Below are 25868 nucleotides of genomic sequence, written 5' to 3'. Positions count from 1 at the left end.
TTGAGAACTAGTGTTTTCTAGCTTTCACTAACCGGAGTGTCTTTCACTTCGGCCTCTTGTGTTTTCTCAAAAGGGCGTTTTCCGAAGATTTTTTCAAGGTTGTCTTTGAAAATCACTTCTTTGTCTAAAAGCACTTCAGCGAGCTCGTGCAACTTATCTTTATTGTCTTCAAGAATTTTGATCGCACGTTGATATTGCTCTTCAATTATTTTTGATATTTCTTTATCAATAAGTTCTGCAGTTTTCTCACTATAAGGCTTATTGAAATTATATTCATTCTGACCTGAAGAATCGTAATACGTCAGGTTTCCGATTTTATCATTTAATCCGTATGTGGTTACCATCATACGTGCCTGCTTAGTCACTTTTTCTAAGTCACTCAAAGCTCCGGTTGAAATTTTATCAAAGGTCACTTTTTCAGCAGCACGACCACCCATTGCGGCGCACATTTCGTCGAGCATCTGCTCAGGGCGCACGATCAAGCGCTCTTCAGGTAAATACCAAGCAGCTCCAAGGGAACGCCCACGCGGAACGATCGTAACTTTAACCAACGGTGCAGCGTGTTCAAGCATCCAGCTTACAGTTGCGTGACCGGCCTCGTGAAAGGCAATAGCGCGTTTTTCTTCTGGAGTTATGATTTTGTTTTTCTTCTCGAGACCTCCAACGATACGATCAACCGCATCTAAGAAATCTTGACGACCTACCGCAGCTTTACCTTGACGTGCAGCGATAAGCGCCGCTTCGTTACATACATTGGCAATATCAGCACCAGAGAATCCCGGTGTTTGCTTTGCCATAAATTCTGTGTCAAGTTCGTCTGCAACTTTCTTTAAAGGGCGCAAATGCACCTCAAAAATTTCTTTACGCTCGCGAACATCAGGAAGATCTACATAAATCTGTCGGTCAAAGCGACCGGCACGCATTAATGCAGTATCAAGTACGTCAGCACGGTTCGTTGCGGCAAGTACTATTACATTAGTGTTGGTGCCAAAACCATCCATCTCCGTAAGAAGTTGGTTTAGCGTGTTCTCGCGCTCGTCGTTAGAGCCGCTGAAATTAGCTTTACCTCTGGCACGACCAATCGCATCAATCTCATCAATAAAAATAATTGCAGGTGATTTTTCTTTTGCTTGTTTGAATAGATCGCGTACACGTGATGCACCTACACCAACAAACATCTCCACAAAATCAGAACCTGAAAGCGAGAAGAATGGCACTTTAGCTTCGCCTGCTACAGCTTTCGCTAATAAAGTTTTACCGGTTCCCGGAGGTCCCACTAAAAGGGCTCCCTTAGGAATTTTACCACCTAGATTAGTATACTTATCCGGACTTTTTAAGAAATCTACAATTTCTTGAACTTCCTCTTTTGCACCTTCTAAACCGGCAACATCTTTAAAGGATGTTTTAACATCAGTCTTTTCGTCAAAAAGTTTTGCTTTAGATTTTCCTATGTTGAAAATCTGTCCGCCGGCACCACCAGCACCTCCAGAAGACATTCTTCGCATAATGAAGATCCAGATACCGATAATCACAACTATAGGTAGAAGAGTTAGTAAAATATCTCCGAAATAATTATTCTCAGGTCGCAGGTATTGTATTTGAAAATCATTTTCTGCCTTTAATTCTGATAGTGAATTTTCGAAATTCTCTAAGGTACCGTAGCGAAACTCGTAATCAGCGCCACCGGTATTAGAAAATACATTCATACCATTGTCAGCTGGCTTACTGTGTTTCTCTTTAGATTTTGCGTCCTCAGTCAAATAGATATAAGCAACCTGATTGCTCGAGGTTTTATTGATGTCTATTCGCTTTATATCCCCATCTTTTGCAAATGTAACGAGTTGATCTTGTAAAATCTCTTTAGGACTTCCATAGTCAGAGCTATTGCTGAAGTAATTAATTGCGAAAAAAACAAGAATGATTGCTGTGTATATCCACCAAGCACTGAATTTTGGCTTATTTGGGGTGGGCTTTTTAGATTTTTCTGCCATCGAATTTTTTTAATAGTTGGATTCAATTGAAGTTACTTTGGCATCTCCCCAAAGGCTTTCAATATCATAATACTCCCTGATGTGTTTTTGAAATACGTGAACCACTACATTCACATAATCCATCAAAACCCATTCTGCATTTTGCATACCTTCTACGTGCCAGGGCTTATCTTTTAATTTTTTACTTACTGTTTTTTGAATGGAATTGACAATAGCGGCAACCTGCGTGTTTGAGGTACCATTGCATACAATAAAGTAGTCACAAACCATGTTCTCTATTTCCCTAAGGTCTAATAAATCAATGTTTTGACCCTTCACTTCCTCAATCCCTTCTAGAATAGTTGTTATTAATTGATCTGTACTTACTTCCTTTTTTGCCATTAAATCTTTTTTAGTCTGACAAAGTTATTACAATTTTGTTTGATAGTGTTTCTTGTAATCACATTTAAGCCATTCTATTTGTTGTATGAAAATAGTCAAACTTAATGCCACAACTTCTACAAATAGTTATCTAAGATCTTATACTAAAGAATTGAACCCCGATACTGATGTATTGGTGTGGACGGTAGAGCAGCGATCGGGCAGAGGGCAGCGTGGTGCTTTCTGGGAAGCTCAACCGGGTAAAAACCTTACAGTTAGTGTGTTTAAGCGCATTGAAGCCTTGTCTTTAGACCAGTCTTTTTACATCACCATGGCTACTTCGTTAGCCGTTTTTGAAGTGCTAGAACAGTTAGGTTTGCAACAACTTTCGGTTAAATGGCCAAACGACATATTGGCAGGCAGATTAAAAATCTGTGGTATTCTCATAGAAAGTGTAATTAGAAAGGATCTAACAGCGGTGATTATTGGCATCGGACTCAACGTTAATCAAGTGCAGTTTTCCAGAGCTCCCAGAGCGACTTCTATTGCGCTTGAGACCGGAAGGTATTTTGACCTGGAAGAAATATTAGACATGCTGATACAAAAGTTTTACACGTTTGTAGCCCGCATAGTTTCTGGAGATTTTGAAGCTTTGAAAGCTGAATATGAGCAGAAACTTTTTAGAAGAGATAAAGCTTCGACCTTTGAAGACCCTTCAGGAAATAGATTTACCGGGATCATTAAGGAAGTCTCAAAAACAGGAAAGCTCATCGTTCAGCTAGAAGATGAGCTTTATAAAGCATTCGATCTAAAAGAATTAAAACTTCTGTATTAAATCGTTTGTAGGTTTTCTGCCAAAGTCTGTATGAACTTGGTTATAGGCCCTTTGATCATCATAGACATCATGGCATTGAATTCTCCTTCAAATTCAAAAGAAGCTTCGCTGCTGTTTTCAGTAAGCTCTTTAATGTTTGCCGTTAGTGTAAACGGAAGTTTATCGCTCGCAGCTCCTAGCACCACTTTGTTGTAAGGAACGCTGTTTTTTAACTCCAAGACAATATCGGGCATTCCTTTTAAGGCAAATAAAAAGCGCTTTTCATTTAAAATTTCAAACTTACTAATGCTGTCAGGCATTAGTTTTTTGTAATTGTTTACGTCGTTCAAAAAATTGTAAATGGTTTCAGGACTTTTTTCTATAGTTTTTTTAGGGCTTTCTATATGCATAGTTGTAGTACGTCTGTAAATTTAATTTTTGTGATTTTTTGTTATTTAATAGGTGCAGCCTGCCAAGTGTCTGGAGAAAGACGCCAGGTCTGCAAGGTAAGTTTTTCTTTTTCAGAAATATATTGGGTATCCAAAGCCTGCTCAAGTAAGTGGTCATAGTCACTTAATGTATGTAGGTCAACACCATACTGTTCAAAGTTAGACTTTGAAATATCAAAACCATACGTAAAAATGGCAAGCATTCCTTTTACATTGGCTTCTGCGGCTTTTAGAGCATCTACTGCCATAAGGCTACTTTTGCCGGTACTGATCAAATCTTCAACCACCACCACAGATTGACCGGGTTCTAGCTTTCCTTCAATCTGATTTTGACGCCCGTGCTTTTTAGCTTCAGGTCTGATATAAACAAAAGGCAAGTTTAAAAAATCTGCCACGAGCATCCCTATTCCTATTGCACCGGTAGCAACCCCTGCGATAACGTCAGGTTTTCCGTAGAGCTGTTCTATTTGATTTGCAATGTTCTCTCTTAAGTAATTGCGTATCTGCGGATAAGAGAGCGTTATACGGTTATCGCAATAAATGGGAGATTTCCATCCGCTGGCCCACGTGAAGGGGTTTTGTGGTTGTAATTTAATTGCATTAATTTGCAACAACAACTCAGCTGTTTTTTTAGCTGTTTCCTTTTTTAAGATCATGGTACAAATGTATAAAGTTTTTGTAAATGATGTGCCCATTATACTTTCAACTGAAAAGTATATTGGCGAAAATTACACATCCATTCCCATAAAACGTGCAAAAATTAAAAGCATTATTAAACAGGTAAATCGTGGTCAGCTCACGCACATTAATTTATATCACGCTAAGGGTAAAAAATTGCTCAAGTTTTTAAAGAAAAAGTTGCCGGTAGTAGTTGCCGGAGGCGGAATGGTATTTAACGATCACTCTGAAATTCTTTTTATAAAACGCAACGGAAAATGGGATCTCCCAAAAGGTAAGCTTGAGAAAAAGGAAACTATTGAAGAATGTGCCGTACGTGAAGTGAGTGAAGAAACCGGATGTCAGGATTTAGTTTTAGGCGATCTTATCACGATAACCTATCACGTTTTTAAGCGCAATGGTAAATTTAAGCTGAAGGAAACTTATTGGTACAAAATGACTACGTCTTACAGCGGTCCTTTAGAACCACAACCTTCTGAGGGAATCAAAAAAGTACGTTGGAAAAATTTTGAAAAATCTCAGAAGGCATTGACAATGTCTTACGAAAACATCAAACTTCTATTTCCGAAGGAATACTTAATTAGTAATCCTAAAGATCGGGTAGCGTAAGTAGGCCTTTTCATAGTTATCAGAATGCTCGTAGATCCACTCAAGCTGGGCGTACCAGTTCTGAGCAAAACGAGCATCTTCTTGTTTTTTAGTATCAAAAGCTTCTTTAAGTTCAGGATCTGCATCCAGTAGTTCTTGGGCGCGGTCTTCCCAAACATAAGGGGAGAAGTGTTCTTTCTGCTGAAGAATCGTGTCAAAATAATTCCAGTTGAAAAACGAATCTACCCCTGAAGGTTCAAGCATCTCCATAATGTAGCGCAGTCCAGACTGATTGGTTTTTACCAAGTAATCTCCTTTTCTAATTTTTATTTCTTGAGTTGAAGTTTCAACCTCTGTATTGTAATGCAGATAATGTCCTTCATACGCTTGGTTGCGGGTTTTATAATCGGCAATATGATATACTTCAGCAGTTAACGTGCTATCTTTTTGAAAACGCTCAAAGTCGATTTCATTTTCTTTTAAACGTTCGATCACATGACGCCATCCCTGCGGAATGATATATGCTGCGGGAATGCTAACATCGCTGACCGGTTTCATATAATTGTAATACGTGACTTCTTTTTCAAAAGGTTTGTTGCGGTCATATTTTAAACGCGACATTCCGGTTACGGTACTTGTTTTTTGTTCGCCTTCATAGCCTAAGAAATTAAGCGTAGACGTTTTACTGCTGTCAATCTCAAATTGAAGCGTGTATGCTTGTCCGGTTAGCGCGCCGCTTCGGTATAATGAATCTTTTGCTTTGCGCAAGGCTTGCATTTTTGCACCATCTTTTTCCGTGATCTTAATCATTGATTTCATCAACTCATAGGTTCCGGCAACGCGATCGTTATACGGTTTAAGCATATGTGTTTCTACCATCATCCCGAAGGTATTCCACAAAGTGCTATAACCCGTAGAGTAGCGGGGGTAGTCCATAAATTGAGAAAAACCAATTTCAGGAACTTGATTAAATACGTTTACATAAGGTGTTATTGGCCAATCTTTAGCGGCTAGATCTTGCTCCAATTGCGGTTGTAATTCTGTATGAAGATAATCGCCTAATTCGTCTCCCAGCTTGTTGTGCTGTGTAAACAAATGCGTAAGTACATATTGATAATCTGCACCATTGCTCACGTGGTTGTCGATCAGGACATCTGGATTTACCATATGATAGATCTCTGCAAAAGCACGTGCATTGTAGGTGTCAGCTTTTACAAAATCACGATTGAGATCATAATTTTGAGCATTTCCTCTAAAACCATATTCTTCAGGACCGTTTTGATTGGCGCGTGTTCCGGTATTTCGGTTGAGCGCACCGCCAATGTTATACACAGCAATAGCACCGATCCATACATTTTCGGGTGTTTCAATCGTGCCGTTGGCCAGATCGCGCATCATCATCATCGTCGCATCAATACCATCTGATTCTCCGGGATGAATTCCGTTATTGATCAAAATGCGCGTCACCTCTTTCGCATCAGCAAATTCTGAATCAAACGTACGGTTGGTATTATAGGTCACTAAGGTGAGTGGTTCACCACTGTCGGTTCTGCCAATTTTATAGGTTTTGATCGAAACGTAAGCAGCATCCAAATCTTCATAATAAGCCATTACCTCATCATAGGTTGGTGTTTGATTGCCATTCCCTTTTTCAAAGGGAGTTACGAGATCAAAATCTTCGGGCTTGGGTTTTTCGGCACAGGCAATAGTTAAAAGAAACAAGAGGCTGAGTAGGGATGCTTTCATATAAATTGTAAAAAGGTTGAATTGCTAAAATTACTAATTAATTGAAGTTTGCACTCTGAACTTTGTTCAGAAACTAGAAGAACGGGCGGTATTGCTGAATTCTAAAATCAAAGGTTGAAAATTGTGGATCTTTCAGTTTTTGCTCTTTATAACTTTTCATACTACCGATTGCGCGATTGGCAGCGCCGGAAGGTGCAGTTAAGGAAACAGTTTTTACAGATCGCTCTCCCATTTGAAACTGATGAATACGCGGTACTTCTGAAGAAATAACGTTAAGTTTTAAGTGGTGTTCCTTGAGTTGTTTTCTAAAAAAATACTCCGGGCCGTTTTTGCTAGCGCCTCCGGTAAAGATTAGCGTATGGATCTGCAGAAATCTTTCAAGATAGCCTATCAAATCACGTAGTTCTACCTCTTGCATTCCTAGATCTGAAGCATCAACTTTTTCGCGTTTTGCAGCAGCTACAATATCACAAACGCCAATGTTGCGGCTTTTGAGAAAATGGGAGCGCTGCTCAATGGCGTGAGCAGTATTTTCATAAACCAAACCCAGATCAAAAATTTGATCGAGAATGGGCCACAGCATTCCGTTTTTACTTCCGTAGCAAAAATCTACATCTTCTGGTAGCAAATCACCTGTAGTAAACCGCGGAGGCGGTAACGTGCCTACAATGAGTTTGGTTGCGTGTTCAAGATTAAAAGGAGGATAGGGATGTGTGTGCTCAAACATCTAAGAAGGATTTGCGTCCTGCTTCCACTTGATCCCACAGCCTAAACTGGGCTTTTGAAGTTCGTTTTGTTGACGATTATTAAACACATTATCAAGAGCTTCACGCAGGTCCCTTCCGTTTACAGGAATGCCGTTTCCTGGGCGAGAATCGTCTAACTGACCGCGATATATAAGTTTTAATTCCGCATCAAATAAATAAAAATCAGGGGTACACGCAGCGTCATAATCCTTAGCCGTTTGCTGCGTCTCGTCGTATAAATAAGGGAAGCTAAAATTGTATTTTCTTGCGGTCTCCCGCATCAACCACGGACTGTCTTCAGGATAATTTTCAACATCATTACTGCTTATAGCAACAAAACCAAAACCCAGCACACGGTAATCATTGGCAATGCGGACAACCTCGTCATTCACGTGCTTTACAAAAGGACAGTGATTGCAAATAAACATTACTACCGTTCCACGTTCACCGGCAACCTCAGTAAGCGTCACTTGTTTATTAGTGAGTGGATTAGGAAGCGTGAAAAACGGAGCTTGAGTTCCTAACGGAAGCATATTTGAAGGTATTCTTGCCATACTGTTATTTCTAATTCCTATGTTAAATAGGTCGTATATAGGCTAAACTTGTTACAAATACTAAAGTTCTTTTAAATCTTTGGGCTCAGAAAAGAGCCTTTGTAACTTTAAATAAAACTAGCAATTATGAAAAATACATATAGTTCGCTTTCCGTAGCGATCGAAGAATTACAGAAAAAAGGATATGATACCGATTTTAATCTGGTAGACGAAGGAATCGAATCTAAAGCCCATAAAAAAACCTGGAAAGCAGGACAGATCGAAGTTGAAGAAGCTTTTAGATTTGAAGGAATGACCAATCCCGGAGATAATAGTGTACTCTATGTGATCAATACTGATAGTGGCGAGAAAGGCCTTTTAGTCGATGCGTATGGCGCATACAGTGGTCAAATCTCTCAAGAAATGATTCAAAAACTGAAGATTGAGCATAATGAATAATGATCTCAAATGGTCTGAATTTGAACGCGTAGATATGCGTGTAGGGACCATTATAAGTGTCAGCGATTTTCCTGAAGCGCGCAAGCCCGCTTTTCAACTCAATATTGATTTTGGCGATGCAATAGGTGTTAGAAAAACTTCGGCGCAAATAACAAAAAGATACCAGCGACAAGAACTTGTAGGCAAACAAGTGATAGCGGTGGTGAATTTTCCTAAAAAGCAGATCGCGAATTTTATGAGTGAATGTCTGTTGCTAGGCGCCGTAAATGGTGAAGAAGTCACAGTGCTCAATCCAGATTTGCCTGTGCCTAATGGTTTGCGTATCGGTTAAAGTTGACGCCTGAAAAATAGTAAAGCCTCCCAAGTGGGAGGCTTTTTTATGCAGCAGATGTACGTGACAACTATGGTTCACCGCTGCGTGTTAGGCTGAGGTTTTTTGCTTCTTCTTCGGTGTACATCCTAGACTTAATAACAAACCGAATCCCAAGCGGAATTTCTAATGAGAAACTCGAGCCTCTTCCCGAGGTAATATCTACAGTGAGTTGCGTATGCTTCCAATATTCAAATTGGTCTTTAGACATATAAAACTCACAGTCGTGTATCGTTCCCAGATATACATCGGTTTCATTGATCATCAGATCTCCTTTTGGGAAACACATCGGGGACGAGCCGTCACAGCAGCCGCCGCTCTGGTGAAACATAAGTTCGCCGTGCTCTTCCCGTAATTGATCTATAATTTTCTTTGCAGCATCTGTTGCTTCTACACGTGGTGTCATCATTTGATTTTTAGAAAAAGCCCATTGCTTTTTTGTCATAAGAGATCAGCATATTCTTGGTATGGCGATAATGTGCTAACATCATTTTGTGATTCTCACGGCCAATACCAGACTTTTTATATCCGCCAAAGGGAGCGTGCGCAGGATAATTGTGATAATTATTTACCCAAACACGACCTGCTTTAATCGCTCTTGAGATTTGATAGGCTTGGTGCGTATCACGCGTCCAAACGCCGGCACCTAATCCATACAGGGTGTCATTTGCTATTTCAATAGCATCTGCTTCATCTTTAAAAGAAGTCACGCAAAGCACCGGACCAAAGATTTCTTCTTGAAAAACACGCATTTTATTATTTCCTTTTAAGATCGTAGGCTGAATATAATATCCTCCTTCTAAGCCTTCGTTATACGCGGCATCACCACCACAAAGTACTTCGGCGCCTTCCTCTTTACCAATATTGATATAATTCAAGATTTTCTCATATTGATCATTAGAGGCTTGTGCACCCATCATAGTATCGGGACTTAGAGGATGACCTAGTTTTATAGCTTTGGTGCGTTCTACTACACGCTCCACAAAAGCATCAAAAATACTTTCTTGTACGAGTAAGCGAGATGGACAAGTACATACTTCACCTTGATTTAAGGCAAACAAGGTCGCTCCCTCAAGGCATTTATCAAAGAATTCATCATCAGCATCCATTACACTTTCAAAAAATACATTAGGAGATTTTCCTCCAAGTTCAAGGGTGACCGGCGTGATATTCTTAGAAGCATATTGCATTATTAATTGTCCGGTAGTGGTCTCACCGGTGAATGCGATCTTATTAATACGCGGACTAGAAGCAAGCGGTTTTCCTGCTTCGGCGCCAAAACCGTTTACGATATTAAGTACTCCGGCCGGTAAAATATCTTCGATCAATTCCATAAGAATTAAGATTCCTACTGGAGTTTGCTCAGCTGGTTTAAGCACTACACAGTTTCCGGCGGCTAGTGCAGGAGCGAGTTTCCAGGTTGCCATTAAAATTGGGAAATTCCAAGGAATGATCTGCCCGACGACCCCTAGAGGCTCTGTGACATTGATACAGACCGTATTGCTGTCTAGCTCGCTTACCGAACCTTCTTCTGCTCTGATCACCCCGGCAAAATATCTAAAGTGGTCTACGGCAAGCGGTAAATCTGCAGCCATCGTCTCGCGGATCGCTTTACCATTATCCCAGGTTTCGGCACGGGCAAGCGCTTCTAGATTTTGTTCCATCACATCCGCAATTTTTAATAATAAATTACTGCGGTATGCTGCAGCAGAATTGTTCCACTTTGGAGCAGCCTCCCAAGCGGCATCTATTGCTTTTTCGATATCTTCTGAGGTAGATCTCGGAATGCGTGTAAAATTTGCACCGTCAACCGGTGAAACATTATCAAAGTATTGCCCTTTTACAGGCGACGTCCATTTGCCGCCAATAAAGTTTTCATACTGATCTTTAAATTTTGGCTTCTCTACAACGTTTGCGGAAGCAGTCTGTACATCACTCATAAGATTGTTTTTTAAATTATACGTTACTAAAATTGTTGCTTAGAAATTCGAGGTAATGCTATTAGCATTTTTATGTTGTCTAAAGTTAACGAACACATATTCTTAGACTTTGACCAATTCTATCAAATAAGTGTACGATCCTCTCAAAAATTGTTAATGTGTTAATTATAGGTGTATTAAATTGTATATTTAATACATAAACTTCGTTCGTTTAAGGATATTATAATTTAAGTATGCATTTGCCCGACGCGTTTTATAAAAACAGAAAGCTTGAGAATCTGGTGGAAAATCAGACTTCTTATACTTTGAATAATGCTGCAATGCACGTTTTTGAAACGCATCAACAGGCAGAACGCGTGTTGCTACAGTTTGATAAACCGGTTTTGGCGAGTATGCTTCACGGAAAGAAAATTATGCACCTGCGCGATCATAATAGTTTTGATTTTTTACCCGGAGAATCTTTGATTTTACCTGCAGACGAACTGATGTGTATAGATTTTCCGGATGCTGAACACCGCAATCCTACGCGTTGTTTGGCTATGGCAATTTCTGAAGATAAAATCAAAAATGTGGTAACCTTGATGAATGAGAATATCGGCAAGGCTGATGGGCAGGAGTGGAGCTTAATGGATTATAATTTTCATTTTACCAACGATGCCGGAATCTTTCAGATCTTGCAACGCTTGCTTTTTCTTTTTACTGAAAATCATCCGTCAAAAGATTTTTTTGTTGATAATATGTTGCAAGAATTGATTGTACGCATTCTGCAAACCAATAACCGAAAAATATATACCGATAAGGCGCTTAAATTAAGCAATGATAATAGGTTGGCCTTTATAATTCAATACATCCGCGAACATCTGCACGAATCGCTTTCCGTAGAAACATTGAGCAAAAAAGCATGTATGAGTGAATCTAATTTTTACAGAGTATTTAAAAACGAACTTGGTATTTCTCCGGTTGATTTTATCAATACCGAACGTATAAAACTTGCTGTCAGCTTACTTCAGGACCCTAACAAAAAGATAAAAAATGTGTATTTGGAGTGTGGTTTTGAGAGTAGATCATATTTCAACCGCGTGTTTAAACGTATGAACCAGATTTCGCCCGGAGCATTTCAGGCGAAGGCAGCGCAGCATTAAAACGCTACATCAAACGACTTCATTTTGTGTAAGTAGCTAGAGAGCGCTTTACTCGTATTTTGCTGAATTTTCAATTTCATAAATCTCGTCCATCCTAGGAGGTAGCCCTTGAAACCCAGTGCTTGTTGTGACCAGCGCCAAAGATCAAAGTGATCTGTGTGCTGTACGATCTTTCCGTTTTGAAAGCTGAAGGTTCCCACCACGTGATTGACCACTTTTCTTTTTTGCGGCCCATAGGTATAGGTCGCAGTCCATTTTGCACTACCGTTATAATCATTGGCTTGAACTTCACTAAATTCAATATGTAACGCATCGCCACCGCGCTCAATAAGCATATACCACAGGGCAAAAGCACGTTTCCCTTGAATTTTTCCAAAAGCGGGATCTTCAAAGATGATGTTTTTGGCATAGCAAGCGGTCATTCCTTGTGGATCGTGATTCTTAAAAGCCAGGTAGAAATCGGTAATCAATTGTTCGTTGGGGTGCATCAAAACCAGTTTAAGACTTAAAATTACGTCAAAGCTTAGCGTTTTTCTGCAGCATACCTAATTTAAATGCTATCTAAAAAAGCAGGTTGTTACTTATTAAATAAAGGTTTGAGTTTATTTCGGCTTTCAAAAAGGAACCAGATATCCAAAGCAAAAAATACAATTGCCATAAGTAAACCGCTGGGTTCGTTTAGAAGGTGTAGCAGTAAAATGCCCACTAGAATGGGGAACAACATAATTGCGCCTAAAGCACGGGTAGGTTTGAACATCACCAGAATTCCTGCGATAATTTCTACAATTGCGATGAGCGGCATTAACCAGCCTATAGTAGTAAACGCGTTAAAAAGTTCAAGCATTTCGGGAGACATATCTTCCGGCAAGGGCATATAGTTGAAGAATTTATTCAAACCTGAATTGATGAATAATAAGCCAAAAAGCACACTTATGATAAATAAGAATTTTGATTTCATATGCAGAAGTTTAATAACGCTTTAGTAGAGTTTTACTAACTATTTTTTCAAATAGCCTGGGTTTTCTATTTCTTCTAAATTAAGTAAATTGAAGGAAAATAATAAGGACTCAATCGTTGTATATAGTTTTTTGTTATTGATTTATAAAAACTATAAATCAAAGTTATTGAAAAGCTAGTGAATTATTGAAGTTCTTTACACTCGAATAACATTTAAAATTCAACAGACAAATGGAAAATAAAAACGGAAAAGATCACGGTACAGATGGTAAGGTTTGGGATGTAAACGAATCTTCTAAATGTCCGTTTCTTAGTGGTGAGATGAATCACGTCACCGGTCAAGGAACGACAAATAGAGATTGGTGGCCTAACCAATTAAATCTTAATATTCTTAAGCAAAATTCTTCATTAGTTGACCCAATGGATGAGGATTTTGATTATGGCGAAGCCTTTAAAAGTCTTGATCTTGCTGCAGTAAAACAAGATTTACACGATCTGATGACTGACAGTCAAGATTGGTGGCCTGCAGATTATGGGCACTACGGTCCGTTTTTCATTCGTATGGCCTGGCACGCAGCCGGAACCTACCGTATTCACGATGGTAGAGGAGGAGCAGGAAGCGGGCAACAACGTTTTGCACCGCTAAACAGCTGGCCTGATAACGCCAACTTAGATAAAGCGCGTTTACTATTATGGCCTATTAAAAAGAAATACGGTAACAAACTATCTTGGGCAGATCTATTGATTTTAGCAGGAAACTGCGCCCACGAGTCTATGGGACTTAAAATGTTTGGTTTTGCCGGTGGTCGTGAAGATGTATGGGAACCTGAAGAAGTATATTGGGGAGCAGAGACCGAATGGTTAGGCAATAAAGAACGTTATGAAGGCGGCGAACTAGAGAAAGCACTAGGTGCTGCACATATGGGATTGATCTATGTAAATCCTGAAGGGCACAACGCAAATCCAGATCCGGTAGAGTCTGCACATTTTATTAGAGAGACTTTTGGGCGTATGGCAATGAACGATTATGAGACTGTAGCATTAATTGCCGGTGGTCATACCTTCGGAAAAACACACGGTGCAGCAGATCCTGAAGAGCACGTGGGTGCAGAGCCTGCGGCAGCAGGAATGGAAGCTATGGGAACCGGTTGGAAAAACAACTTTGGTTCTGGTAAAGGAGCAGATACAATCACCAGTGGATTAGAAGGAGCTTGGACGGATACGCCTACACAATGGAGTAATAAGTATTTTGAAAATTTATTTGGTTATGAGTGGGAACTCACTAAAAGTCCTGCAGGAGCACACCAATGGAAACCAAAAGATAATGCCGGTGCCGGTACCGTGCCTGATGCGCACAGACCCGATGTAAAGCACGCACCGTTTATGTTGACTACAGATTTATCGCTGCGTTTTGATCCTGAATATGAGAAGATCTCCAGACATTTTATGGAAAACCCAGAGGAGTTTGCAGATGCTTATTCTCGCGCGTGGTTTAAATTAACACACCGTGATATGGGACCAAAGGAGCGCTATCTAGGTCCTGAAGTACCTCAGGAAGAATTGATTTGGCAAGACCCAATTCCGGCAGTAGATCACGAGTTGGTTTCAGATGCAGATGTAGAGCATCTTAAAAAGAATATTCTAGAATCAGGTCATTCAATTTCAGAATTGGTATCTGTAGCTTGGGCTTCTGCATCAACCTTTAGAGGTTCTGATAAGCGTGGAGGAGCTAACGGTGCACGCATACGTTTTGCACCACAACGTACTTGGGAAGTAAACAATCCTGAGCAGTTAGACGCTGTTTTAAAAACATTAGAAGGGATTCAAAAATCTTTCAATGATTCGCAAAGCGGAAATAAGAAAGTTTCATTAGCAGACCTTATTGTGCTGGCAGGTAGTGCTGCAGTAGAGAAAGCGGCTCAAGATGCCGGTCACGATATCAATGTGCCTTTTACCCCTGGTCGCGCAGATGCTTTAGAAGAAAAAACCGATGCTTCAGCCTTTGATGCGCTAGAGCCGGTAGCTGATGGTTTCAGAAATTATATGAAAGATCGTTTTGCAATTAAAGCGGAAGAATTCTTGGTAGATCGCGCACAGCTTTTAACCTTGACACCACCAGAAATGACTGTATTAGTAGGAGGTTTACGCGTATTAAATACCAATTTTGACGGTTCTGATTACGGAGTTTTCACTGATAAACCGCAAACCTTAACTAATGATTTCTTTGTAAATCTGTTGGATATGAATACCACGTGGAAAGCAGTTTCTGAAGAAGATGAACTCTTTGAAGGAAGTGACCGCAACACCGGAGAGAAAAAATGGACCGGTACCCGTGTAGATTTGATCTTTGGTTCAAATTCAGAGTTAAGAGCGCTAGCAGAAGCCTATGCGCTTGAGGATTCTGGCGAGCGTTTTGTAAAACACTTCGTGAAAACTTGGGTTAAAGTAATGAACTTAGATCGTTACGATCTTCAATAATGGTAAGATTAGAATAATAAGAAAGGCGACCACAGGTCGCCTTTTTTTATGTACTGACTTTATTTTCTAATTGCTTTCCCTGTTCAAAATCGGTTAGATTTCTTAGCGTTACTTGTGCGATCTGTTCAAGCGCTTCTACAGTGAAAAAACCTTGATGTCCTGTAATCAGGACATTAGGAAAGGACATCAGTCTTAAAAAATCATCGTCTTTGTTTACTGTTTCAGAAAGGTCGTTAAAAAATAAACCCGATTCCTGCTCATAAACGTCGATTCCTAAATACCCTAGTTTCTCGCTTTTTAGAGCTTCAACCACGGCAGTGGTGTCAATCAAAGCGCCGCGCCCGGTATTGATAAGCATAGCGCTTTCTTTCATTCTCTCAAAAGCTTCAGCATTCATCAAGTGATGTGTATGTTAGTTAAGCGGGCAATGCAGTGAGATAATATCAGCTTCTTTTAGAAGTTTATCAAGGTCAACGTAAGTGACGCCAGACTCTTTTAATTCCGCATTCGGTTTGATATCATATGCCAAAACTTTACAGCCAAACCCCAACATAATTCTGGCAAAACATTGCCCAATAATCCCGGTGCCAATTACGCCAACGGTTTTTCCGTAGAGATTAAAACCGGTAAGTTTTTCTAATGAAAAGTTGTTTTCACGCACGCGATTATAGGCCTTATGTGTTTTGCGATTGAGCGTAAGAATAAGCGCGACTGCGTGCTCGGCGACCGCTTGTGGTGAGTAAGCAGGCACGCGCACTACCGGAATATTTTGAGCTTCGGTTGCTTTTAGGTCAACATTATTAAATCCAGCACAGCGCAGGGCAATGATTTTCAGGCCGGCATCGGCTAATTTATTAATGGTCTCAGCGTTAAGGTCGTCGTTCACAAAAACACATACTGCGTCATAATCTTTGGCCAAAGAAGCCGTGTGCGCATTCAGCGCAGTTTCAAAAAAGGTAAGTTGGTGATTAAAATCGGTATTGATGCTTTCAAAAAATTCCTGATCGTATTTTTTTGTACTGAAGAAGGCTACTTTCATAAGATGAAGATTTAAGCACTCTAAGTTATTTTATTTCGCCTTTAAACCAAAGTTTTAAACGTTTGTAGAATATAAGTGTTTGTTAAAGTGTGGTTTATGAATATTTTAGAACTTTAGCGATTTAACAACTAATTCCTGGTTGCCAAAGCAGGAAACCACATTTTCCATCTTATGAAAGCTACAACCATAGACGAAGTCATTGAGCAACTTGACGCCATTATTCTTACCGAAAAGCAAAACAATAGCCCTATGGCATTTTTTCCTATTCTTTACAATCGAGTCACTAAACGCATTAAAACCGGAATAGAAGCTGAAGAATTTGACGATAACGCGCGGATGGAACAATTAGATGTCATCTTTGCCAATCGTTATATCGAAGCTTATCAACACTACAAAGCAGGAAATCCTACAACTGAAAGTTGGCGTAACGCCTTTAAAATTTCTGAAGCGCTGGTGATGCAACATTTACTTTTAGGTATAAACGCACACATCAATCTCGACTTGGGTATTGCAGCTGCAGAAACCACGGGAGCTCACGCTTTAGCCGATTTTGAACAAGATTTTAATAAGATCAACGAAGTTCTCGCAGCGATGGTTGCTGATGTAAAAGCTGCGATTGGTAAAGTGTCACCGCTGTTCAAATTACTGGAATTGGTAGGTAAAGGGAAGGAAGATAAGTTGGTCTCTTTCAGCATTAATATTGCTCGGGATGGTGCTTGGCTATTTGCTAATCAATATGCCGCAGCGGTTAAAAAAGAAGATGCGATCGCTGACCGTGATCAGGTAATTGCAGCTTTAGCCGTGCAACTTGTAAACCCAAAGAGTAAGCTGTTACAAGTGGTTGCAAAGGTGGTGCGCTTTTTTGAGGTAAAAGATGTGCAGCGCGTTGCAGCGATTTTAGAACGTTGATTTATTTATAATCCAAATTAAAGACTTTAAGGCTTATCTCTAGAGCTTTAACAATTTTGATAGATCACTTACCTTAAACTGGATCATAGCTAATATGAGCTGCTCCGGGAGAGGTTCACTATGCGGAAACTGTACTGATCCTTTGCCATTTTTATAACCTGATAAGTGATCTTTGAAATGCTCGTGAGTTACCGGAGTGGCATAAAACCTATGTGATTTACAAATCCACCAAAATAAACCAACGGCTTTTTATTCAATTTGTACGCCGGCATATGATACGAAATACCTTCAGTCGCCTCCGGCGCAGCCTTTTTGATAAGGCTGCGTATCAACTTCATTTTTTCTTGAACCGGCTCAGGAAATTCGGTAATATATTCAGTTACATTGGTGTCTTCTGTGGTATTCATAAGTTTAAGTTTAAACTCCTAAAGCTAGTGAAAAATTCAATTGCAAATTACTGGCGGTCAAGTGCGTTTTGCATTGCTTCCATTAAAAGTCCTACGTGATATCCATCAACTAAAGCGTGGTGCGCATGCACAGAAACGGGTAAAGTCACCTGTCCTGCTTCCTGCTGAATTTTACCGAATGTGATCTTCGGGCAACTGTCGTTGATTGAAAACTTACGGGCGTGAGAAACCGCACTAAACGTAAACCACGGCAGCGCAGAATAGTGAACTACCTGATCTGTCATTCCATCAGGCATCAGTTGGGTTGTGTTTTGAACGCGTTCTTTTTCCGCAGAAAAATTGGTTTTAAAATGGTTGAAATCCGCTGCGTGTTGGATCAAGGAAAAACCAAAAGTATGATTTGGTCGGGCTATTGTCGTAGAGACATCAATACGGTCGTAAGCGATGATTTTATCTTTATGAATACGCTGCTTAAAATTAGGAATCGCATTTATAGCCGTATTCGCCGCGTGCAAATAATAGGCAAAAATGGGTACTGGGTTGGCTTTGCAATAGCCGTAAGCTTTGGTAAGGTCTACGGTGGTGGTTATTCCAAAAAAAGGTTCTTCAAAATCTTTGAAAAAATTAAATTGTTCTTTTCGTGTATAGGTTTCTAGGGCTATTTCTTCTATCATGCTTAATTTTGTTTGTGCAAATTTCAAAAGCCCACAAACCCTAAACAAGGACATTTGTCCCACCTAAACTATGTTTCAAGAAGCTTCTAATTTTCTGGATTTTGTAGAAGAGCTCTATGCGCAGGACACAGCGGGAATATCGCTGGTGAATTTTAATGCGAAACAGATGCTGATGCATCAAGGATCTGCTGCGCAACATGTTTTTATTCTGAAAAGTGGGCTTTGTAAAATAGGTCTAGAGGAAGAAAATGGGAAAGAATATATTCTGGCTTTTTTGAGTACAGGGGAAATTTTAGGAGAATTAGAATTGATTCGCGACGAACCGCGGTTATGTTCGGTGCAGGCATTGAATAAAGTGGAAGCTTATAAACTCACTAAAGCGTGTTTTCTCAACTTGTTGAATACTGATCTTAAGCTGAATCGCCTCATCATAAATGCCTATGCAGAACGCATTACCAATACCAGTAAAAAGGCTTCTTTTCAGAAATTATATACTACTGAAAACGGATTGCAACGCATTCTAAAACTTCAAGAGACTGAAAATATCGAGATATCAAAAGCAGACCTATCTGCTTACCTGGGAATTTCGGTGCGTAGTTTAAATCGCTTATTGAAGCAACGCAAAGATTCGTAAAATACTTCATAATCAGGGATTCAAAACCTCTTGTAGATACGGTGCTGTCTTACTTGTACTGCTTACAGCAACTTCTTCGGGAGTGCCGGCAACAACAATAGTACCTCCTTCGTCTCCTGCGCCGGGTCCCATATCGATCACCCAATCACTTGCTGCGATCACCTGCATATCGTGCTCCACAAGAACTACAGTGTTTCCTGCTTTCACCAAATGATTGAGTTGCAATTGTAATTTTTCAACATCGGTAGGGTGCAGGCCGGTTGTAGGTTCATCAAGTACGTATAGCGTTTTACCGTTATTTTGGCGTTGAAGTTCTTTGGCCAACTTGATACGTTGCGCTTCTCCACCCGAAAGTTCGGTAGCGGGTTGTCCCAACCGTAAATACCCCAAGCCAACATCTTCTAGCAATTGAAGTGGTTTATGCACTCGAGTTTCGGCTTTAAAGAAATCGGTTGCCTCGGTTACGGTCATATTTAAAACTTCGGCAATGTTTTTATCGTTATAAGTGACTTCTAAAGTTTCGGCATTGTAGCGTGTGCCATCACATACAGGGCAAGGTGCATAGACGCTGGGTAAAAACAACAATTCTACCATTACCGCACCTTCGCCTTCACAATTGGGGCAACGGCCTTTACCAACATTAAACGAAAAGCGTCCGGCCTTGTATTTTCTCGATTTCGCCAGATCGGTCTTAGCAAAAAGTTTGCGTACGGTATCAAAAAGTCCGGTGTATGTCGCAAGATTAGAACGCGGCGTTCTACCTATGGGTTTTTGATTTACGAGCACCATACGTTTGAGATGCTCGCTTCCTGCAGTTATACTTCCTGAAATAGGCTGTTCAGATTCCTGTTGCAAGAGTTCTTCCGACTCTTCGTTTTCTTCAGAAGTGGGGTTTCCCAGGTGTACCTTCATCAACTCTACCAGCGCCTGACTAACCAGACTACTTTTTCCTGAACCGGAAACTCCGGTAACTGAGGTCAGCGACCCAATGGGAAAAGCTGCATCGAGCTGGTTGAGGTTGTTGCGTGTGATACCTTCAAGTTTCAGCCAATGTTGAGGTTGCTTGCGTGTAGGCTTTTGAAAAGGATTCTCGTTAAATAGATGCGCTCTGGTCTTTGAAGTGGCACAGTCTTTTAAACCTTCTGGTGGGCCGCTGTATAAAATTGTACCGCCACCTTCGCCGGCATCGGGACCTACATCAACGATCCAGTCGGCTTGGCGGACCACATCGAGTTCGTGTTCTACCACAAAAATTGAATTCCCGCCATCCTTCAACATTGTCAACGTGCGTAATAAAGCAGCCGTATCTGCCGGATGCAACCCTGCCGAAGGTTCATCTAAAACATAAACGACTCCAAATAAATTACTTCGCACCTGTGTTGCAAGTCGCAGGCGTTGATGTTCTCCGGGAGAGAGCGTTGGCGTATTTCGGTCAAGTGCCAGATAGCCTAAGCCCAGATCGAGCAGCACTTCAATACGGCTTACAAAATCTTCGGCGATGCGTTGAGTGACCAAAACTTTTTCCTGATTGGTTTTTGCCAGTTTTCTTAATGCTGAAGCCGAACCTTCTCTGTAGGGTTTAAAAATCTCAAACAACTTTTTCAGCGGAAGCTGAGCGATCTCGGCAATATCATAACCTGCAAAAGTTACCGAAAGTGACTCCGGGCGTAGACGCTTACCGTTACACGTCGGGCAAGTGCTGCCCACCATATACTCAGACACGCGCTTTTTCATCGATGCGCTGGGCGAATTGGCATAGGTGTGTAAAATGTAATTTTTTGCGCTGGTGTAAGTGCCTTTGTAGCTGGGTTGCTCGTTGTTCTTTAGCGCTTGCTGCACTTCCTGCGGACTGCGATCACGGAAGACCGGTACGGTAGGAGTTTCTTCAGTAAATAGAATCCAGTCTTTTTCTTCCTGCGGAAGTTCTTTCCACGGAATATCTACATCATACCCTAAAGTCACCAGAATGTCTCTTAGGTTTTTGCCTTGCCAGGCTTTGGGCCAGGCAGCAATCGCCCGTTCTCTAATGGTTAAGCTGTCGTCAGGAACCAAGCTTTTTTCAGTAACCGAATACACTTTCCCCAGACCGTGACACTCCGGGCAAGCTCCTTCGGGCGTATTGGTAGAGAAGGCATCGGCGTATAAAAGTTCTTGACCTTCCGGATAGTTTCCTGCGCGGGAATATAACATACGCAGCAAGTTAGAAAGCGTGGTCACCGAACCTACTGTAGATCGGGTAGAACCCGAGCTGCGTTGCTGCTGTAACGCCACGGCAGGCGGTAGTCCGTCAATACCATCTACTTCAGGAATGGGCATTTGATTGAACAACCTGCGCGCATAGGGTGAAACCGATTCTAAATAGCGGCGTTGTGCTTCGGCGTACAAGGTACCAAAGGCTAAGGATGATTTTCCGGAGCCTGAAATACCGGTAAACACCACGAGGGCATCCCGCGGAATTTCAACAGAGACATTCTTGAGATTATTCTGGCGGGCGCCTTGCACGACCACATATCCTTCTTTAGCCATTAGCTTGTTTTATGGGCATCCTCAACGAGTTTAAATCCCGTCCCGATACCTATCGGGATGCCTAGCAATTGATATTTTTCTTACGCCTACCTCACGATCTTGGCTCGAGGTAGTTTACGTATAGCGCCGAATATAACAAGAACTGTTTAGCTTACCTGCCGGATTTGGAAGTTTATTGGCGCCGCCAAAGGGTTTGATACTCGTCCCGAAATCTTTCGGGATACCACGAAATTCAAAAGTCGTTTTCAATCAAGGCCTTACAGGCTTACTCTGAGGGAGTTTACGAGAATGCTAACGTTGCGAGCGAAGTTTGATCAATTATTTACCCCAATTTTGAAGTCGGTCTAAGTACAGGTAGCTTTCTACAAATTCCCGATGATGTGCATCGGTCATTTTTTCTAACAGTTCTAAGGCCGAAATATAACTTGCCAAGTTTCCGTTAGAGGATAAAAACTTACCGTCTTCTACAAAAGTGACTAAGCTGTCGTTTTGCACGAGCAGCTCAGGATAGTCTTTTTGTAGTTGTGTTCCGCCGCCAATCCAGGTAACGATCTTATGTCCTTTTGCAATACCCGAAGCACCTATAAGTTGAGCCCCCGCACAATTACTCACGGTGTATTGGGTTTCTTCATTTTTCTGCTTAATGAAATTCACAAGTGCTTCATTATGCACCTGCGCATACATATCATACGCGCTGGGTACAAATAGCGCGGTTAGTTTAGGGCAATTTTCAATAGTATAATCAGGAACGAGATGCAAGCCTTCTTCGGTAGTGATTGGGTTGGTAGTTTCAGCAATGGTAATCACGTTGAAAAGTTGCTCACCTGCTTCTGTAGGCTTTGCAAACACATCTGAAGTTGCGACCACCTCGCTTTGTAAAACGCCATTATACATCAGCAAGCCAATAGTTGGTAATTCAGGATTGAAAGGCTTGAGATGTTTGGTTAGCGTGTCTGTGCTTGTTGTATTTTCTTCTGTAGCGACTTCTGCCTTTTTACTTTGGGTGTTGCAACTTGTTAGGAGAAGGGCAATACTGAGAATGGATAGGATTTTGAGCATAAAATGGAATTGTTTTATTGGGTGTTTTTCTGCGAACCAAAGATCTTTTCAAACGCGTGATATACCGCAATGTGCAAAGCGTCACCGTGATCTTTATCTTCAAGGAATTCATAGAAGATACGCGTCTTTTCATCTTGTTGTTGCTTCAGTTTTGTGTATAGTGCTTTTGCCGTACGTTCCATGACTTCGCCTTCTTTACCACCTGCGATAAAAATAGATTTTGAAGAAGCAAAAAAAGGCGTTGCCGCATTCAAAAGTTTCTCATCATCCCACCACAAACTCGGACTCACAATAACATAATTATCAAAAAGCTCCGGTTTCTTTAAGAGGATCTCTGTGGCTAGAAGTCCGCCTAAAGATTGACCAATAAGCGTTTTTTCTTCTGAAGTTTTAAAATTGGCCGCTATAAAAGGCTGTAATTCTTCCTCTAAAAATTGAATAAAATGTGCCGATTTTCCTGAAGTGGGGAATTCCTCTTGATCTAAGCTATTTTGAGAAGGGTAGGTGAAATCTCGTTTTCGGTCTACATTGGCGATGCCTACGACAATCGTTTCCGGAAGCATATTGATCCAAGAGAACGAACCAAACTGAACGATCCCGGCTATATGTATAAAGTCTTCGTCTTTAGAACCGTCGAGTAAATAAATGACCGGATATGTTTTGGTGCTATCAGCCGAATAATGCTGCGGGAGATACACGTTGAGCACACGTTCTTCCTTTAAAATTTTAGACTGAATGCTTATGGTTTTTCCGATAGTAAAATCGGTTTCACTCAGTTTTTTAGGAAGCTTTTGACCAAGAAGGCTAAAGCTACAGAAGAGTAGGAGTACTAGGCTAGCTTTCATTGTGCACTGTTTTAAATACATCTTCTATTCTTCCTCTAAAATTAATTCAAGTTCTCCTTTACCGGAAAGTATAAAATTATTTTTGTCGGTTGTAGTTTGACTCGAAGATGAACTGTTACGGAATGATTTTCCGCCTAGTTCTTTGGGCAAAATAAGCTTTAGCGTCCAATCTGATTGCGTTTGCGTGACACGTAATTTTATTTGGTTATTTGTTTTAGTATAGAAGACCGAAACAGCATTGTCCCCAATTTTCACGTGTTCCAGAGCGACATCGTTCCAATCTTTGGGCATTTGTGGTTTTATCGTCACGGCTTTGCTCGCAGCATCAGGATCGATACCAAAAAACTGCTGAACGATAGGAATCGCAAAGCCATAAATATTCCAGGCCTGGCTGATCATCCCGTAATCTGGCGAAACTTCATACATACTACCGGGAAATGCAAAGCTGAAAGAACGGGTCATACGCTTGATGTAATCTAGCGCAGCATCGGGATTTCCGTAGTTGTTTTCGGCAATTGCCTGTACACTTGTGGGCAAGGTCATCACAGCACCTGTATAGCTAAAACTCGAACTGCCTTTAAAAGAACCCTCATCACTTCCTGCAGAATCGTCACGGTCAATACCCGTAACAAAAACTCCAAACGGATTAACAAATTGCTCCGCTGTTTTTAATGCTTTTTTTGCTTTTTCGGGAGGAGCGATCCCCATTTCCATAGGTGTGTTTACCACCCAATTATGATACAAGACAAAAGGTCGCGCTGCCGTTGAAGGATTATTCTTGATGTACTCGCGCGTCTCTTTCAATTCGGTCACTGCCCAGGGTTTCTCAAGCGTGTCTGCACGTACGATCGCATCTTCAATCAAGTGTAAAGCTTGCGCATCGGTGCCTATAAAATCTGCATACGAGTTGAATGCTTCAGACCAGATTTGCGTGTTTATTTGTTCTTTTAGCACGGCTGCCTTCGCCTTATAATTTTCCGCAGTTGCGGTATCCTTTAAAACTTCAGCGATCTTAGCAGCATCTACTAGTGCCCGTTGCGTATAGCTTGCTACATCAATCATTTCGCTATCGAGGCCGTGAATTTCCATCATTCCGTAGCCGTCAGGAAACAAATTTTGATCAGCATCCTTTTCGGTCAGTAGCCAGTGCATACCTTTTTTGATGGAAGGGTAATAGGTTTCTAAAAACTTTTGATCGCCATTCCAGCGATATACTTCCCAAATAAGCGACGCAAACTGTGGAGTTTCATTAATGTTCCCGGGATTGAATACCGCACCGTTAGTAGAAACTTCGTGTACAATGCGGCCGTTGCCATTAGTAGCTTCTGAAAGGCTATCGAGCAGACGAATGCTTGAATATGCGGTTTCGGTCTGACCAATGGCCATAAGTCCTTTTAAGGCATACTCGCTGTCTACCCCAAACCACCAAGGATAATCAGGAATCCCCGCCGAAATACCGGTGCCAACCTCCGGCACGCGGCGCACCAGCCAATCGCTATTGTATTTTAACCACTTAAAAGCTTGCGCGATAGATTCATCAGGAATGCTAAGTTTTGATTGTGAAGCCAACTGCTCGTAGCGCTCTTTTTTAGCTTGAAATAATTCGGTTGATCGCTCTTGTATTTTTTTATAGGTCGCCAGTGCTGCAGCTTCCGATTGGTACGAGCCTGCGATGTAATAGGTGAAAACTGTAGTAGAAGCAGCAGGAAGCTGTAGCGTGTGACTCAAGCTGCTTTGTGTAGTAACATCCTGAGTTGAGGTCTGTGCCGTCGCAGTAGGTTTTACCGAAGATCCAAAAAGTACGTACCACGGGTTATTTTGATCGTTAACCTTCCATATTTTATTTTGCTCGTCAAAAACAGCTTGATCTTTACTGTCTATCATTCCCGTACGATCTCCCAGCCAAGTAGGGCGCAGATCGCTTATTCCGGTGAAATCAAGTTGAACTTTTTTGGCTTCACCGGTATTTTCAAAAGCCAATTGAATGATGAGCCCTTCGGTATCATCGGGTACAAATTGCCAGCGTTGTATGTTGAGGTTTTTTTCAGCCCAAGCGAACTCGTGCATATTGGTAAACGGATAGTTTACAAAGCGATCGGCATTATTGAGTGTTAAGGTATCGTTTTCGTGTAGTACTGCAAGATCAAAGCCATCCATAAGTTTGATGGGATGATCCCAAATGCCACCCATTTCGCCTTTAATATGCCATCCCAGATCAGGAAAAGAGCCATCTTGATGTCCTACCATATATACACGATTTCCGGCGGTTACAAAAGGCGAAGCAAGGTATGCTGTCTTTCCGGCAATTGAGGGACTTTCTGCAGCAAGAGTTTTAAAAGAGGAGGGAGGTGTTGCGATTTTGGTACAACCTAAAACAAGCATCAAAATAGTAGCCAGAATAATACGCATAGGGATAAGTATCTAAAAATTGTAATTGCTAAATATAGGGATTCTTAAGGAGTTGACTGTAGTGGTGTGGATGACTTAGTTGTCGCTGGTTGACTGTAGAACTGGATTAAACATA

Annotated in this window: 25 protein-coding genes and 1 pseudogene; 8 read left to right on the top strand and 18 right to left on the bottom strand. The window is 41.1% G+C overall.

Annotated features, from left to right (window positions below; all coding sequences use genetic code 11):
- Positions 1 to 17: 17 nt before the first annotated feature.
- Together ftsH and rsfS are read right to left on the bottom strand one after the other, a co-directional pair.
- Positions 18 to 1991: an ATP-dependent zinc metalloprotease FtsH gene (ftsH, locus tag HCN54_RS12120; RefSeq protein WP_167598000.1), complete on the bottom strand. Its 1974-nt coding sequence runs from the start codon at positions 1989 to 1991 to the stop codon at positions 18 to 20.
- Positions 1992 to 2000: 9 nt separating this feature from the next.
- On the bottom strand, positions 2001 to 2372 hold the full coding sequence (gene rsfS, locus HCN54_RS12115; RefSeq protein ID WP_072983443.1) for a ribosome silencing factor: 372 nt from the start codon (positions 2370 to 2372) through the stop codon (positions 2001 to 2003).
- An 85-nt stretch (positions 2373 to 2457) separates the two neighbouring features.
- Between rsfS and HCN54_RS12110 the strand changes: the two genes are divergently transcribed.
- The gene (locus HCN54_RS12110; protein ID WP_167597999.1) at positions 2458 to 3186 is read left to right on the top strand and encodes a biotin--[acetyl-CoA-carboxylase] ligase; all 729 of its coding nucleotides are present in this window, start codon (positions 2458 to 2460) and stop codon (positions 3184 to 3186) included.
- Here HCN54_RS12110 and HCN54_RS12105 read toward each other — a convergent pair.
- Together HCN54_RS12105 and pyrE are read right to left on the bottom strand one after the other, a co-directional pair.
- Entirely contained in the window at positions 3183 to 3575 is a 393-nt protein-coding gene (locus HCN54_RS12105) for an SRPBCC family protein (protein WP_167597998.1), read from the bottom strand. The genes HCN54_RS12110 and HCN54_RS12105 overlap by 4 nt on opposite strands.
- 41 nt (positions 3576 to 3616) lie before the next feature.
- Complete coding sequence (pyrE, locus tag HCN54_RS12100) at positions 3617 to 4270, bottom strand: orotate phosphoribosyltransferase (RefSeq protein WP_167597997.1); 654 nt, start codon at positions 4268 to 4270, stop codon at positions 3617 to 3619.
- A gap of 7 nt (positions 4271 to 4277) precedes the next feature.
- Here pyrE and HCN54_RS12095 point away from each other — a divergent pair, with 7 nt between their 5' ends.
- Positions 4278 to 4901 carry an NUDIX hydrolase gene (locus HCN54_RS12095; RefSeq protein WP_167597996.1) on the top strand — a complete coding sequence of 208 codons (624 nt, stop codon included), beginning with the start codon at positions 4278 to 4280 and terminating at the stop codon, positions 4899 to 4901.
- On the opposite strand, the gene HCN54_RS12090 is transcribed toward HCN54_RS12095, so the two are convergent.
- The 3 genes from HCN54_RS12090 to HCN54_RS12080 all read right to left on the bottom strand — a co-directional run bounded on the left by HCN54_RS12090 (position 4869) and on the right by HCN54_RS12080 (position 7926).
- Positions 4869 to 6626 (bottom strand): M14 family metallopeptidase, encoded by a 1758-nt coding sequence (locus tag HCN54_RS12090; protein ID WP_167597995.1) that lies wholly within the window; start codon positions 6624 to 6626, stop codon positions 4869 to 4871. The genes HCN54_RS12095 and HCN54_RS12090 overlap by 33 nt on opposite strands.
- A gap of 73 nt (positions 6627 to 6699) precedes the next feature.
- A complete protein-coding gene (locus HCN54_RS12085) occupies positions 6700 to 7353 on the bottom strand; it encodes a uracil-DNA glycosylase family protein (RefSeq protein WP_167597994.1) in 654 nt (217 codons plus the stop codon).
- The gene (locus HCN54_RS12080; RefSeq protein ID WP_167597993.1) at positions 7354 to 7926 is read right to left on the bottom strand and encodes a thioredoxin family protein; all 573 of its coding nucleotides are present in this window, start codon (positions 7924 to 7926) and stop codon (positions 7354 to 7356) included.
- 126 nt (positions 7927 to 8052) lie between these two features.
- On the opposite strand from HCN54_RS12080, the gene HCN54_RS12075 reads away from it, so the two are divergent.
- Complete coding sequence (locus HCN54_RS12075) at positions 8053 to 8364, top strand: phosphoribosylpyrophosphate synthetase (RefSeq protein ID WP_072983457.1); 312 nt, start codon at positions 8053 to 8055, stop codon at positions 8362 to 8364.
- Entirely contained in the window at positions 8357 to 8695 is a 339-nt protein-coding gene (locus HCN54_RS12070) for a tRNA-binding protein (RefSeq protein ID WP_167598905.1), read from the top strand. The genes HCN54_RS12075 and HCN54_RS12070 overlap by 8 nt, the downstream gene beginning before the upstream one ends.
- Positions 8696 to 8765: 70 nt before the next feature.
- Here the strand turns inward: HCN54_RS12070 and HCN54_RS12065 are convergent, their stop codons facing one another.
- Both HCN54_RS12065 and HCN54_RS12060 read right to left on the bottom strand, forming a co-directional pair.
- Positions 8766 to 9179: a DUF779 domain-containing protein gene (locus HCN54_RS12065; protein WP_205881688.1), complete on the bottom strand. Its 414-nt coding sequence runs from the start codon at positions 9177 to 9179 to the stop codon at positions 8766 to 8768.
- Entirely contained in the window at positions 9151 to 10674 is a 1524-nt protein-coding gene (locus tag HCN54_RS12060; protein WP_167597992.1) for an aldehyde dehydrogenase family protein, read from the bottom strand. The genes HCN54_RS12065 and HCN54_RS12060 overlap by 29 nt, the downstream gene beginning before the upstream one ends.
- Before the next feature lie 233 nt (positions 10675 to 10907).
- On the opposite strand from HCN54_RS12060, the gene HCN54_RS12055 reads away from it, so the two are divergent.
- A complete protein-coding gene (locus HCN54_RS12055; RefSeq protein ID WP_167597991.1) occupies positions 10908 to 11816 on the top strand; it encodes an AraC family transcriptional regulator in 909 nt (302 codons plus the stop codon).
- On the opposite strand, the gene HCN54_RS12050 is transcribed toward HCN54_RS12055, so the two are convergent.
- A complete protein-coding gene (locus HCN54_RS12050) occupies positions 11813 to 12304 on the bottom strand; it encodes a nuclear transport factor 2 family protein (RefSeq protein ID WP_167597990.1) in 492 nt (163 codons plus the stop codon). The genes HCN54_RS12055 and HCN54_RS12050 overlap by 4 nt on opposite strands.
- An 89-nt stretch (positions 12305 to 12393) precedes the next feature.
- Positions 12394 to 12774: a MauE/DoxX family redox-associated membrane protein gene (locus HCN54_RS12045; protein WP_167597989.1), complete on the bottom strand. Its 381-nt coding sequence runs from the start codon at positions 12772 to 12774 to the stop codon at positions 12394 to 12396.
- Between the two features lie 230 nt (positions 12775 to 13004).
- On the opposite strand from HCN54_RS12045, the gene katG reads away from it, so the two are divergent.
- On the top strand, positions 13005 to 15251 hold the full coding sequence (gene katG, locus HCN54_RS12040) for a catalase/peroxidase HPI (protein WP_167597988.1): 2247 nt from the start codon (positions 13005 to 13007) through the stop codon (positions 15249 to 15251).
- A 46-nt stretch (positions 15252 to 15297) separates the two neighbouring features.
- Here the strand turns inward: katG and HCN54_RS12035 are convergent.
- A pseudogene (locus HCN54_RS12035) lies at positions 15298 to 16290 on the bottom strand (2-hydroxyacid dehydrogenase).
- A 171-nt stretch (positions 16291 to 16461) separates the two neighbouring features.
- Here HCN54_RS12035 and HCN54_RS12030 point away from each other — a divergent pair.
- A complete protein-coding gene (locus HCN54_RS12030) occupies positions 16462 to 17199 on the top strand; it encodes a DUF5995 family protein (RefSeq protein WP_167597987.1) in 738 nt (245 codons plus the stop codon).
- Positions 17200 to 17387: 188 nt separating this feature from the next.
- Here HCN54_RS12030 and HCN54_RS17580 read toward each other — a convergent pair whose 3' ends face one another.
- Both HCN54_RS17580 and HCN54_RS12020 read right to left on the bottom strand, forming a co-directional pair.
- Positions 17388 to 17606, bottom strand: coding sequence for a DUF1801 domain-containing protein (locus HCN54_RS17580; RefSeq protein ID WP_317171970.1), 219 nt, complete (start codon positions 17604 to 17606; stop codon positions 17388 to 17390).
- Positions 17607 to 17653: 47 nt separating this feature from the next.
- Positions 17654 to 18280, bottom strand: coding sequence for a CatA-like O-acetyltransferase (locus HCN54_RS12020; RefSeq protein WP_167597986.1), 627 nt, complete (start codon positions 18278 to 18280; stop codon positions 17654 to 17656).
- 70 nt (positions 18281 to 18350) lie between these two features.
- On the opposite strand from HCN54_RS12020, the gene HCN54_RS12015 reads away from it, so the two are divergent.
- The gene (locus HCN54_RS12015; protein WP_167597985.1) at positions 18351 to 18914 is read left to right on the top strand and encodes a Crp/Fnr family transcriptional regulator; all 564 of its coding nucleotides are present in this window, start codon (positions 18351 to 18353) and stop codon (positions 18912 to 18914) included.
- Positions 18915 to 18926: 12 nt separating this feature from the next.
- Here HCN54_RS12015 and uvrA read toward each other — a convergent pair whose 3' ends face one another.
- From uvrA to HCN54_RS11995, 4 genes are all read right to left on the bottom strand, one after another.
- Positions 18927 to 21440 carry an excinuclease ABC subunit UvrA gene (gene uvrA, locus HCN54_RS12010; protein ID WP_167597984.1) on the bottom strand — a complete coding sequence of 838 codons (2514 nt, stop codon included), beginning with the start codon at positions 21438 to 21440 and terminating at the stop codon, positions 18927 to 18929.
- 318 nt (positions 21441 to 21758) lie between these two features.
- Positions 21759 to 22499 carry a DJ-1/PfpI family protein gene (locus HCN54_RS12005; protein ID WP_167597983.1) on the bottom strand — a complete coding sequence of 247 codons (741 nt, stop codon included), beginning with the start codon at positions 22497 to 22499 and terminating at the stop codon, positions 21759 to 21761.
- Positions 22500 to 22513: 14 nt separating this feature from the next.
- Positions 22514 to 23344: an alpha/beta hydrolase gene (locus tag HCN54_RS12000; RefSeq protein ID WP_240924881.1), complete on the bottom strand. Its 831-nt coding sequence runs from the start codon at positions 23342 to 23344 to the stop codon at positions 22514 to 22516.
- 24 nt (positions 23345 to 23368) lie between these two features.
- Positions 23369 to 25753 carry a glycogen debranching protein gene (locus tag HCN54_RS11995; protein WP_167597981.1) on the bottom strand — a complete coding sequence of 795 codons (2385 nt, stop codon included), beginning with the start codon at positions 25751 to 25753 and terminating at the stop codon, positions 23369 to 23371.
- Between the last annotated feature and the right edge of the window lie 115 nt (positions 25754 to 25868).

This window comes from Leeuwenhoekiella sp. ZYFB001, assembly GCF_011784865.1.
GTDB lineage: Bacteria > Bacteroidota > Bacteroidia > Flavobacteriales > Flavobacteriaceae > Leeuwenhoekiella > Leeuwenhoekiella palythoae.
The sequence above is the reverse complement of the archived record's forward strand: the minus strand, read 5'-3'. Positions and strand labels throughout refer to the sequence as shown.

What these genes read in the sequence shown, in the direction of transcription:
- ftsH (WP_167598000.1), bottom strand. Translation starts at nt 1,991, where the DNA reads ATGGCAGAAAAATCTAAAAAGCCCACCCCAAATAAGCCAAAATTCAGT.
- rsfS (WP_072983443.1), bottom strand. Translation starts at nt 2,372, where the DNA reads ATGGCAAAAAAGGAAGTAAGTACAGATCAATTAATAACAACTATTCTA.
- HCN54_RS12110 (WP_167597999.1), top strand. Translation starts at nt 2,458, where the DNA reads ATGAAAATAGTCAAACTTAATGCCACAACTTCTACAAATAGTTATCTA.
- HCN54_RS12105 (WP_167597998.1), bottom strand. Translation starts at nt 3,575, where the DNA reads ATGCATATAGAAAGCCCTAAAAAAACTATAGAAAAAAGTCCTGAAACC.
- pyrE (WP_167597997.1), bottom strand. Translation starts at nt 4,270, where the DNA reads ATGATCTTAAAAAAGGAAACAGCTAAAAAAACAGCTGAGTTGTTGTTG.
- HCN54_RS12095 (WP_167597996.1), top strand. Translation starts at nt 4,278, where the DNA reads ATGTATAAAGTTTTTGTAAATGATGTGCCCATTATACTTTCAACTGAA.
- HCN54_RS12090 (WP_167597995.1), bottom strand. Translation starts at nt 6,626, where the DNA reads ATGAAAGCATCCCTACTCAGCCTCTTGTTTCTTTTAACTATTGCCTGT.
- HCN54_RS12085 (WP_167597994.1), bottom strand. Translation starts at nt 7,353, where the DNA reads ATGTTTGAGCACACACATCCCTATCCTCCTTTTAATCTTGAACACGCA.
- HCN54_RS12080 (WP_167597993.1), bottom strand. Translation starts at nt 7,926, where the DNA reads ATGGCAAGAATACCTTCAAATATGCTTCCGTTAGGAACTCAAGCTCCG.
- HCN54_RS12075 (WP_072983457.1), top strand. Translation starts at nt 8,053, where the DNA reads ATGAAAAATACATATAGTTCGCTTTCCGTAGCGATCGAAGAATTACAG.
- HCN54_RS12070 (WP_167598905.1), top strand. Translation starts at nt 8,357, where the DNA reads ATGAATAATGATCTCAAATGGTCTGAATTTGAACGCGTAGATATGCGT.
- HCN54_RS12065 (WP_205881688.1), bottom strand. Translation starts at nt 9,179, where the DNA reads ATGACAAAAAAGCAATGGGCTTTTTCTAAAAATCAAATGATGACACCA.
- HCN54_RS12060 (WP_167597992.1), bottom strand. Translation starts at nt 10,674, where the DNA reads ATGAGTGATGTACAGACTGCTTCCGCAAACGTTGTAGAGAAGCCAAAA.
- HCN54_RS12055 (WP_167597991.1), top strand. Translation starts at nt 10,908, where the DNA reads ATGCATTTGCCCGACGCGTTTTATAAAAACAGAAAGCTTGAGAATCTG.
- HCN54_RS12050 (WP_167597990.1), bottom strand. Translation starts at nt 12,304, where the DNA reads ATGCACCCCAACGAACAATTGATTACCGATTTCTACCTGGCTTTTAAG.
- HCN54_RS12045 (WP_167597989.1), bottom strand. Translation starts at nt 12,774, where the DNA reads ATGAAATCAAAATTCTTATTTATCATAAGTGTGCTTTTTGGCTTATTA.
- katG (WP_167597988.1), top strand. Translation starts at nt 13,005, where the DNA reads ATGGAAAATAAAAACGGAAAAGATCACGGTACAGATGGTAAGGTTTGG.
- HCN54_RS12030 (WP_167597987.1), top strand. Translation starts at nt 16,462, where the DNA reads ATGAAAGCTACAACCATAGACGAAGTCATTGAGCAACTTGACGCCATT.
- HCN54_RS17580 (WP_317171970.1), bottom strand. Translation starts at nt 17,606, where the DNA reads ATGAATACCACAGAAGACACCAATGTAACTGAATATATTACCGAATTT.
- HCN54_RS12020 (WP_167597986.1), bottom strand. Translation starts at nt 18,280, where the DNA reads ATGATAGAAGAAATAGCCCTAGAAACCTATACACGAAAAGAACAATTT.
- HCN54_RS12015 (WP_167597985.1), top strand. Translation starts at nt 18,351, where the DNA reads ATGTTTCAAGAAGCTTCTAATTTTCTGGATTTTGTAGAAGAGCTCTAT.
- uvrA (WP_167597984.1), bottom strand. Translation starts at nt 21,440, where the DNA reads ATGGCTAAAGAAGGATATGTGGTCGTGCAAGGCGCCCGCCAGAATAAT.
- HCN54_RS12005 (WP_167597983.1), bottom strand. Translation starts at nt 22,499, where the DNA reads ATGCTCAAAATCCTATCCATTCTCAGTATTGCCCTTCTCCTAACAAGT.
- HCN54_RS12000 (WP_240924881.1), bottom strand. Translation starts at nt 23,344, where the DNA reads ATGAAAGCTAGCCTAGTACTCCTACTCTTCTGTAGCTTTAGCCTTCTT.
- HCN54_RS11995 (WP_167597981.1), bottom strand. Translation starts at nt 25,753, where the DNA reads ATGCGTATTATTCTGGCTACTATTTTGATGCTTGTTTTAGGTTGTACC.